16 protein-coding genes and 1 pseudogene are annotated in these 14,285 nt (G+C 64.0%); 7 read left to right on the top strand and 10 right to left on the bottom strand.

Going from position 1 to position 14,285, the window contains the following annotated elements; translation table 11 throughout:
• Positions 1–102 precede the first annotated feature (102 nt).
• The 3 genes from ACZYOF_RS37100 to ACZYOF_RS37110 all read right to left on the bottom strand — a co-directional run bounded on the left by ACZYOF_RS37100 (position 103) and on the right by ACZYOF_RS37110 (position 2,633).
• Positions 103–522, bottom strand: coding sequence for a glucosaminidase domain-containing protein (locus ACZYOF_RS37100; RefSeq protein ID WP_463718864.1), 420 nt, complete (start codon positions 520–522; stop codon positions 103–105).
• A 31-nt stretch (positions 523–553) separates the two neighbouring features.
• Positions 554–1,591 carry a metallophosphoesterase family protein gene (locus ACZYOF_RS37105; RefSeq protein WP_463718865.1) on the bottom strand — a complete coding sequence of 346 codons (1,038 nt, stop codon included), beginning with the start codon at positions 1,589–1,591 and terminating at the stop codon, positions 554–556.
• Positions 1,592–1,709: 118 nt separating this feature from the next.
• On the bottom strand, positions 1,710–2,633 hold the full coding sequence (locus tag ACZYOF_RS37110; protein ID WP_463718866.1) for a LysR substrate-binding domain-containing protein: 924 nt from the start codon (positions 2,631–2,633) through the stop codon (positions 1,710–1,712).
• Positions 2,634–2,728: 95 nt separating this feature from the next.
• On the opposite strand from ACZYOF_RS37110, the gene ACZYOF_RS37115 reads away from it, so the two are divergent.
• The gene (locus tag ACZYOF_RS37115; protein ID WP_463718867.1) at positions 2,729–3,490 is read left to right on the top strand and encodes a TSUP family transporter; all 762 of its coding nucleotides are present in this window, start codon (positions 2,729–2,731) and stop codon (positions 3,488–3,490) included.
• Positions 3,491–3,503: 13 nt separating this feature from the next.
• Entirely contained in the window at positions 3,504–3,737 is a 234-nt protein-coding gene (locus ACZYOF_RS37120; RefSeq protein ID WP_463718868.1) for a hypothetical protein, read from the top strand.
• A 39-nt stretch (positions 3,738–3,776) separates the two neighbouring features.
• On the opposite strand, the gene ACZYOF_RS37125 is transcribed toward ACZYOF_RS37120, so the two are convergent.
• Together ACZYOF_RS37125 and ACZYOF_RS37130 are read right to left on the bottom strand one after the other, a co-directional pair.
• Complete coding sequence (locus ACZYOF_RS37125; RefSeq protein ID WP_463718869.1) at positions 3,777–4,388, bottom strand: SCO family protein; 612 nt, start codon at positions 4,386–4,388, stop codon at positions 3,777–3,779.
• Entirely contained in the window at positions 4,385–5,500 is a 1,116-nt protein-coding gene (locus tag ACZYOF_RS37130) for an MBL fold metallo-hydrolase (RefSeq protein ID WP_463718870.1), read from the bottom strand. Before ACZYOF_RS37130 ends, ACZYOF_RS37125 begins: the two co-directional genes overlap by 4 nt.
• A 208-nt stretch (positions 5,501–5,708) precedes the next feature.
• Between ACZYOF_RS37130 and ACZYOF_RS37135 the strand changes: the two are divergent.
• Positions 5,709–6,415 (top strand): annotated as a pseudogene (locus ACZYOF_RS37135) (glutathione binding-like protein).
• 190 nt (positions 6,416–6,605) lie between these two features.
• The gene (locus ACZYOF_RS37140) at positions 6,606–7,301 is read left to right on the top strand and encodes a glutathione S-transferase family protein (RefSeq protein WP_463718871.1); all 696 of its coding nucleotides are present in this window, start codon (positions 6,606–6,608) and stop codon (positions 7,299–7,301) included.
• 95 nt (positions 7,302–7,396) lie between these two features.
• Here the strand turns inward: ACZYOF_RS37140 and ACZYOF_RS37145 are convergent, their stop codons facing one another.
• Positions 7,397–8,065 carry an HAD family hydrolase gene (locus tag ACZYOF_RS37145; RefSeq protein WP_463718872.1) on the bottom strand — a complete coding sequence of 223 codons (669 nt, stop codon included), beginning with the start codon at positions 8,063–8,065 and terminating at the stop codon, positions 7,397–7,399.
• 2 nt (positions 8,066–8,067) lie between these two features.
• The gene (locus ACZYOF_RS37150; RefSeq protein ID WP_463718873.1) at positions 8,068–8,271 is read right to left on the bottom strand and encodes a cysteine-rich CWC family protein; all 204 of its coding nucleotides are present in this window, start codon (positions 8,269–8,271) and stop codon (positions 8,068–8,070) included.
• Positions 8,272–8,374: 103 nt separating this feature from the next.
• Between ACZYOF_RS37150 and ACZYOF_RS37155 the strand changes: the two genes are divergently transcribed.
• Together ACZYOF_RS37155 and ACZYOF_RS37160 are read left to right on the top strand one after the other, a co-directional pair.
• Positions 8,375–9,904, top strand: coding sequence for a DUF1800 domain-containing protein (locus tag ACZYOF_RS37155; protein ID WP_463718874.1), 1,530 nt, complete (start codon positions 8,375–8,377; stop codon positions 9,902–9,904).
• Positions 9,905–9,906: 2 nt separating this feature from the next.
• A complete protein-coding gene (locus tag ACZYOF_RS37160) occupies positions 9,907–11,133 on the top strand; it encodes a DUF1501 domain-containing protein (RefSeq protein ID WP_463718875.1) in 1,227 nt (408 codons plus the stop codon).
• Between the two features lie 157 nt (positions 11,134–11,290).
• Here ACZYOF_RS37160 and ACZYOF_RS37165 read toward each other — a convergent pair whose 3' ends face one another.
• Together ACZYOF_RS37165 and ACZYOF_RS37170 are read right to left on the bottom strand one after the other, a co-directional pair.
• On the bottom strand, positions 11,291–12,232 hold the full coding sequence (locus tag ACZYOF_RS37165) for an aldo/keto reductase (protein WP_394569847.1): 942 nt from the start codon (positions 12,230–12,232) through the stop codon (positions 11,291–11,293).
• Between the two features lie 369 nt (positions 12,233–12,601).
• Entirely contained in the window at positions 12,602–13,426 is an 825-nt protein-coding gene (locus ACZYOF_RS37170) for a PAS-domain containing protein (RefSeq protein ID WP_463718876.1), read from the bottom strand.
• Positions 13,427–13,650: 224 nt separating this feature from the next.
• On the opposite strand from ACZYOF_RS37170, the gene ACZYOF_RS37175 reads away from it, so the two are divergent.
• Positions 13,651–14,004 carry a DMT family protein gene (locus tag ACZYOF_RS37175; RefSeq protein WP_130584202.1) on the top strand — a complete coding sequence of 118 codons (354 nt, stop codon included), beginning with the start codon at positions 13,651–13,653 and terminating at the stop codon, positions 14,002–14,004.
• A gap of 98 nt (positions 14,005–14,102) precedes the next feature.
• Here the strand turns inward: ACZYOF_RS37175 and ACZYOF_RS37180 are convergent.
• Positions 14,103–14,285 (bottom strand): hypothetical protein (locus ACZYOF_RS37180; protein WP_463718877.1); only part of this gene is annotated, 183 nt, incomplete at its 5' end.

Here is a 14,285-nt window from a genome sequence, read left to right on the forward strand (position 1 = left end):
ATCTCCCGAAGCGACGCCGCCCACAACGCAAGCGTCTCCTCAATCGACGCTGCCTGCGTCCACGATCTTCGAATCATGGTTGCCCATGGATTCAGAAACCCACTAAAAAAACAACTGTAATGCTAGGTCAAGCACTTTGTCGGCGTACCTTCTTGTAGGGGTGTAAATCGGTCCGATAAAGCGGATGAACTCCTCGGCGGTCTCCACATGTTCTTCCCAGCCGGTGTAGGGTGCCCGATTGAGAAAGGCCCAATATCCCGCGATGAAACTCTCGATGGTGGCGAACTTGCAGTAGTAGTCGACGCCATCACTCGCCTCGTATTCGATCCTGGTCGCAAACGGCGCCATTTCCCTTCGCCACTTGATGCCACCGAAATTGTAATGCAGCTTGGCGAGCTTCGACGTGGCGCGGCCGCTTTCGAGCATCCACTGCGCAAGTGTGACGGCGCGTAGCTGCGGATACCGGATTTCCTCACCTTGGTAAATCATTGCAAGCTTCTGCAATAGCTTGTTCGCACTCATCTTCGGTCACTCCAAATCCACGCAATAATGATCAAGAGCGATTGCACTTATCGGCTCTTACCTCGTGTATGACTTTGAACGATGCTTCGTTGGGCTTGGTGGGCACAAACACCCATTGGTATGAATCGGGGTAAAGTTCGATCTTGAGCACGCCATGGCTGCGCAGATCGTATGCTTCGGTAAATGCCCATTTCTTCCGATAGTCGTTTGAATACAGGGCCTTTCCGCCGGTCCCGACGACGAACGACCTCACCCCGTCGGGGACCATCGCGGCTTGTCCGTTATCCGCCGGTTTACCTTCCGCGTTCGCGCGACCGAGCTGTTCGTAATGATGATCATGTCCGGCCACGAACACGGATGCCCGGCCGGCGTAGAGCGCCTGGAAAAATGCGCGGCTTTGTTTCTCGGGGACGAGCGGTTTGGTGAGGGTGACCGTTCTGTTTTCACCGTGTCCATGAAGGCCGGAGCTGTAAAAGAAGGCGTGGCTGAAGGCGAGAATGCATTTCCGGTTTGTCCGGCTCAGTTCAGCCTTGAGCCACCGAACCTGCTCCGAACTGGCCCCGGTTTCGACGTTGCTGTCCAGTCCGATCAGGAGCCATGAACGATTGTCGGCAGGATCGGCTGGCGCGGGAAATTCCACTGAGAAATAGGCCTTCCCCTTGTCAGCCTTCAAATTCCGCAGCGTTGTTTCAAAGTACTTGAAATAGGCTGCGCCGTTGTTGGTTTCGTAGTCGTGGTTGCCGGGCACCGGCAGAATCTTGTCCTTGAACTCTCCCCATGCCGCATCAAAGCAGCCGAAGCTTTCCGAGGAGCCGTGGTCGTAGGCAAGATCTCCAAGCGCCAGGACACGAACTTCCAGACTTTGGTCAATCGCCTTGGCGCTCGCTATCTCGCGCTTGATCAGCTCGGCCGTTGCCTTGCCGTTTCGCGTCGGGTCGTGATGACAGCTCGCGATGTCGCCGACAGCCAGCAGAATGCCGATCGGCCTTTCGGACGGCTGGGCGTCGGGTGCCCGAACGGATGAGATCAGAAATGCGAAAGCGATCAGGAAAACTGTGCCTTTGGACATGGCGTTTTCCATCAATGCGACCGCCGGGGCGGTCAAATATAAATGCAACCAATAATTGTCTATTATTGCCAGTCCTTGGTCACGCTGTCCAGCCGGTGGGGCTGCGACAACGTGATCGTCACGTCTCTTCCCTCATTAGGGATCGCTGCCCCTTGCCGCGCGCGGCGGGCTCGGCCGCGGCGCGGATGATCCAGCGGCGGAAGGCGGCGAAGTCGCGCTGACCGGTGCGGAAGCCGTGATAGACGAGGTACCAGCGCATGCCCTTCGGCACGCTGAGCTCGAACGGCGCAACCAGCCGCCCCGCAGCGAGGTCGTCGTCGATATAAGGGCGGATTCCCATCGCGACGCCGAGGCCGTCGACGGCCGCCTGCAGCGCCTGGCCGTAAAACTCGAACTCGGGCCCGCGCGCCGTGATCCTGATGACGCCCGCGGCCTTCAGCCACATCGGCCAATCGTCCGGCGAGTGCGCCACCCGAAGCAGGCTTCTCCCCTTCAGGTCGCTTGCGCGCTTGAGCTGGCTCGCCAGCCGCGGCGTGCACACCGGAAGGAGATCGGCGGCGAACAGCGGCTCGGCCACCAGCCCCGGCCAATTGCCGTCGCCGAGCTTGATGCCGCAGCTCCAGTCGTCGCTGAACGGCTCCGGCGCTGCGGCGCCGCCGGTGGTGATGCGCACCTCGATCTCCGGCTCTTCCTTCTGGAAATCGGCGAGCCGCGGGATCAGCCATTTCATCGCAAACGTTGGCCCGACGCCGATGGTCAGGACACGGACGCTCGCGGGCGCGGTGACCTGCGCCGTGAGGCTCGCCAGCGCATCGAAGATCGGCGTCAAGCCGCTCTGGTAGAAGCGGCCGGCCGCCGTGGTGACGAGGCGGTTGGCCTTGCGCTCGAACAGCGCCACCCCGAGCCGCTCTTCCAAGAGATGCACCATCCGGCTGATCGCGGCCGCCGTGACGTTGAGCTCGGCGCCCGCGCCGGCAAAGCTGCCGGTGCGCGCCGCCGCCTCGAATGCCTTGATGCCGTTGAGAAAGAGCAGCCGCCGCAAGCCATCACCCTCAGGAAAACTGATGCCAGGAGGAGATAACTCAGTTTGCGCCGCGAGTCCAAGCGGGGCACAAACTTTCATCAGGAGGAAACACGATGAGCCCGCTCGTGATTGCAGCCCTTGGCGTGCTGATGGTCGCGACAGCGTTCCTGTCGGGCCTGTTCGGCATGGCCGGCGGGCTGATCCTGATCGGTGTGCTGCTCACCATCCTGCCGCTGCCCTCGGCGATGGTGATGCACGCGATCACGCAGATGGCCTCGAACGGCTGGCGCGCGTTGCTGTGGCGGGCGCATATCCGCTGGCGGCCGGTCGCGGTCTACCTGATCGGCTGCGGCGTGGCGCTGGCGATCTGGTCGGCGACGCGCTACGTGCCGGACAAGCCGATCGCGCTGCTGCTGCTCGGCGTCACCCCGTTCATGGCACGGCTGATGCCGAAGGGAATAAAGCCGAACCCCGACAGCATCTGGCAGGGCACGTTCTACGGCTCGGTCTGCATGGGGCTGATGCTGATGACCGGCGTCTCCGGCCCGCTGATGGACACCTTCTTCCTCGGCGGCAATTTCGGCCGCCGCGAGGTGGTCGCGACCAAGGCGACCTGCCAGGTCGCGAGCCATTTCACCAAGCTGATCTATTTCGGCGGCATCATCGACCAGGCCGCGACGCTCGATCCGGTGCTGGCGGGCGTGGCTGTGGCGGCCTCGATGCTCGGCACCACGCTGGCGCGCCGGATCCTTGAGGCGATGAGCGATCACCAGTTTCGCACCTGGGCGAACCGGCTGATCACGACGGTCGCGAGCTATTACATGCTCTATGGCGGCTGGCTGCTCGTCGCGCGTAACAGCGCGATGGCGCATTGACGGAGGAAGTCCGATGGCGGAGGCGACGGATGCGTTGGTGCTCGATCTCGTCGAATGGATCGCGCGCGAGCCGCGGCTCTACGCGGATGTCATCGAGACCTGGCGCACCTCCTGCCCGCGGCTGACGATCTGGGAAGACGCCGTCGATCGCGGCTATGTCGTGCGCCGCCCGACGGTCGAGGGTTTGCGGGTGGTGGTCACCGAAAGTGGCGAACGATTCCTGCGCGAGCACGGCCGTGCTGGCTGAGCTGGCTTGGTGCCGCACAACAGCGCAGTGGCAAACGCTCTACTTGGCGAGGTGCGGGCGGATGATCTCGACCATGCGGTCGGCCGAGGTGCCCGGCGGGAAGAAGCCGAGATAGCCACCGTCGCGATCCATCAGATAGATGAAGGCGGTGTGGTCGACGGCGTAGTCGCCGCGGTCTTTCCCGAGCGGCACCTTGGCGCTGTAGACCTTGTAGGCGTCCGCTGCTTTGCGGATCGCGTCAGGGCTTCCGGTCAATCCGATCAGGCGCGGATGAAACAGCGGCACATAGTCCGCCAGATGCTGCGGCGTGTCGCGCTCGGGATCGACCGTGATGAATAGCGGCTGCACATTGTCCGCATCGCTGCCGAGCCTGTCCATCGCAAGCCCGATCGCTTGCAGATCAGTGGGGCAGACATCGGGGCAAGAGGTGAAGCCGAAATAGACCAGCATCAGCTGTCCGCGGAAGTCGCGCTCGGTGCGGATACGGCCGGTGTGGTCGACGAGCTCGAATGGCCCGCCGACCGGCTCCCGGTTCCACATCAGGATGTCCATGACCTCCGCCGCCGATCGCGCGGGTGCATCGCCCGCGCAGGCAGGCGCCAGCATCAGCCACAGGCCGATGCCGGCGCTGCTGGCGGCCCGCAGGATCATGCGCCGAAGGAGAGGCGGCTGCCCGTCGTGGTGACGAGCACCTTGTCGCCCATTTGCGCGCTGGCTTCCTGGACGAAGTTCAGTCCGCTGCAATGCATGGGTACCACGACATCAGGCTCGAGTTTCTTGATCTCGGCCACGACCTCGGTGAGGTAGTCTTTCGGCGCCGGTCCGAGATGGAAGCCGCCGACGACGGCATGCACCTTCTGGATGCCTGAGACCTCCTGCGCCTGCTTCACCGAATTGACGATGCCGACATGGCCGCACGAGCTGATCACCACGAGCCCCTTGTCTTTCACGTTGAAGCAGGTCGCGTGCTCGTGGATGTGCTCGTCCGGGACGATCTTGCCTTCCATCTCGGCCGGCAAATAATGGCTGGCATTGCAGCCGAGCCCGTCTTTCATACCGAACTCGACCCAGGTCTGCGGCAGGATGCGCTCGATGCTGCGGCGCGTGATCTTGCCCGTCGTGAACGCGTGACCGGCGATCACGGTCGGCGTTTCGCAGAGGACGGTCGTGACCTTGTGCGCCGCAAGCTGGCGGCGGTCGAGCGCGCCGAAGTCGGTGAACTGGCCCTTGGTCGGCGTCGCGTTGACGCGGTGGCAGAAATTGTCCTCGCCGCCGGCGTAGAGCTTCACATCGGCGGGAAGCTTGTCGCGGAATTTATCCAGGAAGCCGATCAGGCCGCCGAAATGATCGTAATGCCCGTGGCTGACGATCAGCGCATCGAGCTTCGACGGCTCGACGCCGACCAGCTCCATATTGTTGATGAGCACGTCGGGCGTGTAGCCGTAGTCCAGCATCAGCGTGCGCTGGGTGCCCGCGGCCTGCGATTCCAGCCACAGCGACAGGCCCCATTCATTGTGCAGCGACTTGCGGAAGTCGGCGCTTCGCGCCGGTGGCGCGATCGATACGCCGTTTGCCTGTTTCGGGCGGAAGAACATGTCGTAGCTGCTGTCGACCAATACGCGGATCGACAGTCTGTCGACGGTCGGCACCTCGATCGGTGCCGCACTGGCGATCTCGATGCAGGAAAATCCACCGGCGGCCGCAATGCCGGCGAGCGCGGCTGAACCTTTGAGAACATCACGTCGTGGCAAATCTCTCGTCATTGAATCCTCCTAAAAAGATATTCTGACTGCACAGAGCGCCCAAGCGTAGGACCGTGGCGATCTCGGCTCAATGCGCGGGGGTGTACCCGCCGATCAAATTCGCGCGCATGGCGCCAAGAACCGGATTGACTTGCCGCGGGTTCTGCGAGATTCATGCACTCGCATCTTTCTCCGATGAGTGTACCCTTTAAGCCGCAGGATCATGCCCATGATCGACCTCCACTACTGGACCACGCCGAACGGCCACAAAATCACGATGTTCCTCGAGGAGACCGGGCTGGACTACAAGATCATCCCGGTCAACATCGGCAAGGGCCAGCAATTCACGCCGGAATTCCTGGAGGTCGCGCCCAACAACCGGATTCCCGCGATCGTCGATCATGCGCCGAAGGGCGGCAGCAAGCCGATCTCGCTGTTCGAGTCCGGCGCGATCCTGCTCTATCTCGCCGAGAAGACCGGCAAGTTCCTGCCCGCCGATCTCTATGGCCGCTACGACGCGATCCAGTGGACGTTCTGGCAGATGGCCGCCTCGGTCCGATGGCGGGGCAGAACCATCACTTCCGCAACTATGCGCAAGAGAAGCTGCAATACGCCATCGACCGCTATGTGAACGAGACCAACCGCCTCTATGGCGTGCTCAACAAGCGCCTGGCCGACCGCGAATTCGTCGCCGGGGACTATTCGATCGCCGACATGGCGAGCTATCCCTGGGTCGTCGGCCACCAGAACCAGGGCCAGAACATCGACGATTTCCCGCATCTGAAGCCCTGGCTGGAAACGATCAGGGATCGGCCCGCGACGGTGCGCGCCTACGCCAAGGCGAAAGAGGTCAATCCGAACTTCGGCCAGCCGGCGATCCGCACCGAGGAGGAGCGCAAGATCCTGTTCGGCCAGACCGCGGCGGTGGTGCGGTAGCGCGGCTGCGTGCTCCGTCATCATCCGCGAAGGCGGATGATCCAGTAACCACCGGCGGTCGTGGATCCATGCAGCCGCCGCGGCGTACTGGATGCCCCGCCTTCGCGGGGCATGACAGCTCTCTGGCTTCCGCCATTGCGCTCGCTGTGGCCACGGCTACTCTGTCCGCCGACATCAGCGAGATTGATCCATGGCCATGAAACTGTTCGAACTCGTCGGCACCGACACTGCCCGTCCGTTCAGCCCGTATTGCTGGCGCGCGCGGATGGCGCTTGCGCATAAGGGGCTCGGCGCCGAGTCGATCCCCTGGTGCTTCACCGAGAAAGAGACGATCGCGCCGCACAAGTCCGACAAGGTGCCGGTGCTGCTCGACGGCGACACTTCCGTCGCCGATTCCTGGGCGATCGCCAATTATCTCGAGGACACTTATCCCGACCGTCCTTCGCTGTTCGGCGGCGAGGGCGGCCGCGCGATGGGGCGCATGCTGAACTGGTGGGGCGATGTCACCGTGATCGGCGGCATCTTCCCGCTGATCGTCGCCGATATCCCTGCGCATCTTGCGCCTGACGACGTCGCCTATTTCCGCAAGTCGCGCGAGGCGCGGCTCGGCAAGCCGCTGGAAGAGGCCGCCGCCACCCGCGATCACGCGGTCGAAGGCTTCCGCAAGAGCCTCGATCCGTTGCGGCTGACGCTGCGGACGCAGGCCTATCTCGGCGGCGACAAACCGAACTATGCCGACTACATCGTGTTCGGTGGCTTCCAGTGGGCGCGCGTCGTGAGCCCGTTCAAGCTGCTGGTCGAGAGCGATCCGGTCTACGCCTGGCGCGGGCGCCTGCTCGACGCCTTCGACGGCATGGCGCGGAAGTCGCCTGGATACGAGGTGTAGAGTTCACCGTCATTGCGAGGAGCGAAGCGACGAAGCAATCCATGTCTCCACGCGCGGAGAGACGGATTGCTTCGCTGCGCTCGCAATGACGGGTGTTACAGCGCACCGCGTTCCCGCAGCATCGCCAGCGCTGCGTTGAGGTCCGGCAGCACTGCGGCGCATTTGGCGCGCGTTTCCTCGGTCGGCGGGATCATGTCCGGCACCATCAGCGTGATCGCACCGGCGGCGTGGGCCGCGGTCACGCCGTGGTTGGAATCCTCGATCGCGACGCAGGCCTGCGGTTTCACGCGGAGCCGTTCTGCAGCCAGCAGATAGAGATCCGGGCTCGGCTTGCAGTGCGTAACGTCGTCCCGCGTCAGGATGGTGTCAAAGCGTGCGCGGATTCCTGCGAGCGTCAGGTGCTGGTCGGCGGAGCGGCGCGAGGAGGAAGTCACGATCGCCATCGGACATTCCGCGGATCGAAGCGCATCGAGCAGCTCGATGGTGCCGGCCTTCAGCGGCAACCCTGCGCGAAACATCTCGTCCCGGTTGGCGGCGAAAGCCCGGTTGATCTCGGCGAGCGGAAAATCGTCGCCGTAGCGTCTCACCAGCATCAATTCGCATTCCGGCCCGGGAAGGCCGATCATGGCGTGACACAGGGCAACGACATCGTCGGTATAGCCGTGCGCGTTCAGCGCTGCGACCAGGCTGTCGAAATAGACCTTCTCGGTATCGAGTAGGGTTCCGTCCATGTCGAGCAGGACGGCGCTGATGTCCCAACGCATCGTCACGTCGCGGCCGCATCGGTTTGCGGGCTGGCGAGAGTGCGCAGGCAATCCGGGCACAGGCAGTCGCCGCCATCATGCGCCGGCATCGGCAGGCGGTAGGGTTCCGCCGCGCTCCAGCATCCGCCCGACAGGTCGCAGGTGAAGGCGGTGCCGCAGCGTCTGCAGGAAAGCTGACGCGAGGTGCTTTCTTTCCGATTTGTCATGAATTCGGCCGCTCTCCTCTCGCTGAATTAATCCAGGGTTCATCCGGATGCGCGCTATGATGCTGCACAAATCATAGACCGAGGGCGCCCGAAGGGAAATCCGATGGCCCGCGATTCGCAAGCAGCCCTTGTTGCGCTCAATCGCTTCGGCTTCGGCGCCCGCGGCGGCGCATCCGGCGATTTCGTCAACGCGGCATCCGATCCGCGCGGCTTTGTGACATCAGAACTCAATCGTGCCAATGCTGCGCTCTTGGAGATGCCCGGGCTTTCCTCCACGCCGGCGCTCGGCAAGGCCCTGTTCGACTATCAGTTCGAGATCCAGCAAGCGCGCGACGCCGTCGCGAAATCTGCAGCGACGGAAGCGCCATCGACGGACCCCAAAGCGCAGCGCCGCAACCCGTCGCTCTCCTCGATCGCCAAGGACATGATGGCCAAGGAGCCGATGGCGGCATCCGCCGACGGCAATAACGCGAATGCCGCGACGCAGCCGAATCCGCCGAAGCCGCCGCCGCAACCGGCCAACGTCATCCAGAAGACGTTTCGCACTGAAGCGCTGGCGCGCATCCAGCGCGCCACCTTTGCCGATTGCGGATTCGTCGAGCGCCTGGTCGTGTTCTGGTCGAACCATTTCTGCATCTCCGCCAACAAGGGCGGGCTGGCGCGGATCTGGGCCGGCTCGTTCGAGCGCGAGGCGATCCGGCCGCATGTGCTCGGCCGCTTCGCCGACATGCTGAAGGCGGTCGAGCAGCATCCGGCAATGCTGTTCTTCCTCGACAACCAGCAATCCTTGGGTCCGGACTCGCGCGCCGGCATCAACCGGAACCGCGGCCTCAACGAAAACCTCGCCCGCGAGATCATGGAATTGCACACGCTCGGCGTCGGCGGCGGCTATACCCAGGACGACGTCACCTCGCTCGCGCGCGTCATCACGGGGTGGACCTTTGCCGGCCGGCAGGGCCAGCTCGGGCCATCAGGCACCTTCGTGTTCAATGCCAACGCGCATCAGCCCGGCGCGCAGCGAGTGATGGGCAAGGCCTACGAGCCGAATGGCGTGGCGCAGGGCGAGGCCGTGCTTGCCGACATCGCGCGCCATCCCTCGACGGCAAAATTCATCGCCGCCAAATTCGCGCGCCACTTCGTGGCCGACGATCCGCCGCCGGCCCTGGTGGCGCGGCTGCAGGATGTCTTCGGAAGGACCGACGGCGATCTGAAGGCGCTCGCGACCGCGCTGGTGGATTCCAGCGAGGCGTGGGACGCGCCGCCGACCAAGATGCGCTCGCCTTACGAATTCCTGATCGCCTCCGGCCGGCTGCTCGGGCGCAATCCCGAAGATCCCTCCCGCTATCTGGGCGGCCTCAACGTCCTCGGCCAGCCATTGTGGTCACCGGCCGGGCCGAACGGTTTTCCCGATACCAGCGCGGCATGGGCCGCGCCCGAAGGCATGAAGCTGCGGCTTGATATCTCGGCGCAGATTGCCTCGCGGCTTGGCGATGGCATCGACCCGCGCGAGCTGCTCGAGCTGGTCGCCGCGGACGCTGCCTCGCCAGACACGCGCCGCACCGTCGAGCGCGCGGAGTCGCGCCAGCAGGCGCTGGCGCTGTTGTTGATGTCACCGGAATTCCAGAGGAGGTGACGATGCAATGCTGTGAAAGCCTGCTGCTGCAGGCCACCTCGCGCCGCTCTCTGCTGCTCGGCGGCGCGGCGTTCGCAGCCTGGGCGTATGTGCCGAAATTCGCGCGCGCAGCCGATGGCCGCGATCCGCGGCTGGTCGTCGTGATCCTGCGCGGCGCGCTGGATGGCCTTGCGACGGTGGCGCCGATCGGCGATCCCGATTATGCCGGCCTGCATGGCTCGATCGCGCTCCGGCCGGACGGACCGAACGCGGCCGTCATGCTCGACTCCTTCTTCGGCCTGCATCCTGCGATGCCGGAATTCGCGCGGATGTATCGCGCCCGGCAGGCCGCCGTGATCCACGCGGTTGCGACCTCCTATCGCGAGCGCTCGCATTTTGATGGCCAGGACGTGCTCGAAAGCGGCTTTGCCGGTCCGGGCAGGGTGCAATCGGGCTGGCTCAACCGCGCGCTCGAAGCGTTGCCGAAAGGCGAGCGGGTGACGCACGCGCTCGCGGTCGGCCCGACGACGCCGCTGGTGCTGCGCGGCGCGGCGCCGACGGTCGGCTGGGCGCCGGTCGCGCTGCCGCAGGCCGATGACGACACCGCGATGCGCCTGCTCGAGCTGTATCAACATCGCGATTCCGCGCTCGCCTCGGCGCTCACGCAGGGCTTGCAGCTCGAGAAAGTCGCGAAAGGCGACGAGATGAAGCCGAAGCCGGGCACCAATGGCGTCGGCGCGATGCGGCTGGTGGCGCGCGGCGCGGCGAAATTGATGGCGGCCGATGACGGGCCACGGATCGGCGCGCTCGCCTTCGATGGGTGGGACACCCACGCCAAGGAGGGCGGACCGGTCGGTCGTCTCGCGCAACTGCTCGGCGGCCTCGACGGCGCGCTGGCGGAATTCGAAAGCGGGCTCGGCGAACGCTGGCGTGATACCGTGATTGTGGTTGCCACCGAATTCGGGCGCACCGCGCGCATCAACGGCACCGAAGGCACCGACCACGGCACCGGCACCATCGCGCTGCTCGCCGGCGGCGCGGTGAAGGGCGGACGCGTGATCTCGGATTGGCCCGGCCTGAAGCCCGCCAATCTCTATCAGGGCCGCGACCTCGCACCGACCACCGATTTGCGCGCGGTGATGAAAGGCGTGCTGCACGACCAGTTCGGGCTCGCCGACCGCGTGCTGGCGGAGTCGGTATTCCCCGACAGCCGCACCGCAAAGCCGATGCAGGGGTTGGTGGTGGTATAAGCGCAGACCCCAGCCGCGCCGTCGTCCCGGCCTTGAGCCGGGAGCCATAACCACAGGGAGTGGTTGTGGCGCGAGCAAGCGGTTACGGCGAAGCACATCACAAACGCCTGTGGTTATGGGTCCCGGGTCAAGCCCGGGACGACGGCGTCATGTGTAGTTAGCTCTTCGTGATCGCGTCGATCTGCGCCAGCTCTTCCGCGCTCAACGTCCACTCGATCGCCTTGACGTTCTGCTCGACCTGCTCGACGCGGGTGGCGCCGGCGATCACGCTTGAAACTTGCGGGCGTGAGGCGAGCCAGGAGAAGGCGAGTTCCAGCAAGGTGTGGCCGCGCTCCTTGGCGAAGGCCTGGAGTTTGTCGACGATATCCTCGTTGCGCGGCGTGATGTAGCGGTCGCGCAGCATCGGCATCTTGCCGAAGCGCGTGTCCGCAGGCGCCGCCGTGCCGCGCTGGTATTTGCCGGTCAGCAGGCCGCTTGCGAGCGGGAAGAACGGCAACAGGCCGAGATTGTATTCCTGAGCTGCCGGCAGCAGGTCCTTCTCGATGTCGCGTACCACGAGGCTGTATTCGTCCTGGCAGGAGACGAAGCGGTTCACATTCATCGCACGCGCGACATATTCGGCTTCCGCGATGCGCCAGGCCGGGAAATTCGAATTGCCGATGTAGCGCACCTTGCCCTGCCGCACGAGATCGTCGAGCGCACGCAGGGTTTCGTCGATCGGCGTCAGCGGGTCGTAATCGTGCTGCTGGTAGAGATCGATGTAGTCGGTCTTCAATCGCCTCAAACTCGCTTCGACCGCGGACATGATGTAGCGCCGCGAGGCGCCCTGCTTGGTGCCGTCGGTTGCCATCGGCTTGGAATATTTCGTCGCCAGCACGATGTCCTTGCGGCGATCGCCGAGCACAGTGCCGAGCACCGTCTCCGAGCCGCCCATGCCGGCATAGATGTCGGCGGTGTCGAACAGGGTGATGCCGAGATCGAGCGCGCGGTGGATCACCTGGCGCGAGGTTTCGAGGTCGGTGCGCTGGCCGAAATTGTTACAGCCAAGGCCGACGGCGGAAACGCGCAGGCCCGAGCCGCCGAGATTGCGAATTTGCATGGAGCGATCCAAAAAACAGAAGGAAAGGGAACGCATTGTGGCCCGCACGCCAGCACCCCGCAAGGCGGCGCCGGGCTCGCACGTCATCGTCGGCTGCAGTGCAGCCATGAGCGGACGTCGCGCAAAAAAAGCGGCCCCGGTCAGACGCGGCGACTGACGGGGACCGCTCGGGGGGCGTGTGATCTGAGACGGGGGCCTGATCAAACGCGTAAGAAAGCCTAGCCGTGCTTTGTTACGCCCCGGTGACAGGCAAGTTATCCACAGCCGGCGGCGTGGCCGGCAGCTCCGCGCGATGATCGAGATGACGCTGCGGATGGCGGCATGCTGCCCGTCGTTATTATCGGCACCGTGGACGCGGATCAATCGGCGCTATTCGGCGGCGCGCAAAGCCGAGCCAAGCCCGCGATCAGGTGCACGACCGATGCCGCGCAGGGAGCGATAATAGTCCGCCTTCTTCGGATCGTCGGTGCGGCGCACCAGGTCGGTCACCGGCGTGTAGCTCAGCATGCGGCCGCCGTCGGGCAGTGCGGTGCAACTGAAGCGCAGCACCTGGCCGTCGGCGAGGTTGATGTTGATCGGGGTGGAGTCGCCGATCCGCATCAGTTCGATGCGCCGCGCGATGAAGTCGTTCAATTCGTGCTTCGGCAATTCATATGCGCCGGTGTCGCGGCCATGATACATCAGCGCGATGAACGGCGGTTTGCTTTCGGCTTGTTCGTCCGATAGCGCGAAATAGTCGCGGAAGGCGCGGTTGATGAACTCTGCTCGCGTGTCCGAATCCAGCAGCACGATCCCGATGTCGACCTCGTCGAGCGCGGCCTTCAGGCGCTCGGCGGTGGCATGATGCTTCTGCTCCCAGGCGAAGGCATCGATCCATTTTCGCCTGAGCACGGCGGTGATGACTGCGGTGACGGTAGCGGTCGCCGCCAGCATCGCCATCCGCGCCAGGTCCGACAGGTCGTAGCCGGGCGTCGCGCGATGGTTGAGGAAAAAGATCGCCGAGCCCGCCACCGCAATGGCCGCGCTCAGAAGGCCCGATGCGATGCCGCCGACGGAACTCGCGAGCGCGACAATGCAAACGAACAACGGCGCCGGATTGGGCACGGCGGCGAGATGACGGTCGACGGCGAAGGCGGATAGCGCTGTCGCCATCGTGAGGGCAGGGCCCAGGATCGTGCGCCAGTTCAACTGCATGCTTGCGCCTCGTTACAACCGAGGATAGGCGCGCAGTTTGACGACGGATTTCGCTTGCGGCGGGATTTTGCGCGTCACGCTTAAGAGGGGTTTGATCGCGCGCGCCAAAGTTTCGCATTGTTGGAGTCAAATGCTATGCGAATTGCCTGGAACCAGTTCCGTGGCATGGATCGCTCGAGAAGATCTGCTCGGATGCTGTAGCGGACCATTGCAAGAGGATATCGATGCCCACGATTTCGCCGACCATCCTGCCGATCCTGATGCTGTTTGCGTCCAACATCTTCATGACCTTTGCCTGGTACGGGCACCTGAAGTTCAAGGCGAGCCCGCTGCCGGTGGTGATCATGGTAAGCTGGGGCATCGCCTTCTTTGAGTATTGGCTTGCCGTGCCGGCTAACCGCTGGGGCAGCGCGGTCTATTCGGCGGCGCAGCTCAAGACCATGCAGGAGGTGATCACGCTGGTCGTGTTCGCGGGCTTTTCCGTGCTCTATCTCAAGGAGCCGCTCGGCTGGAACCACGCACTCGGCTTTGCGTTCATTGCCGCCGGCGCGTTCCTGATCTTCCACAGGTTCACCTGATCTGTTGCGCAATTCGTAGCCCGGGTTGAGCGAAAGCGTAACCCGGGACATCTGCATCAGCGTTTACTGAACTGCACCCCTGTAGTGAGACAGGATAATCAGGGACAGGAGCCCGGCGCTTGAGGCGGCAGGGCGGGTTGATGGGTTAGGGCCAGGTTGCGGGGCTGCTGCGCAGCAGCCCCGCAACCTGGTAAATTTGCTTCGAACTCGGCTGGCGGCTGGTAAGCCAGAGCCGAGTGCAGCCGTTGACGATTGTACACCTCTTCGATGAAGGCGCCGAT

It is taken from the genome of Bradyrhizobium sp. LeoA1Lang, assembly GCF_055413685.1.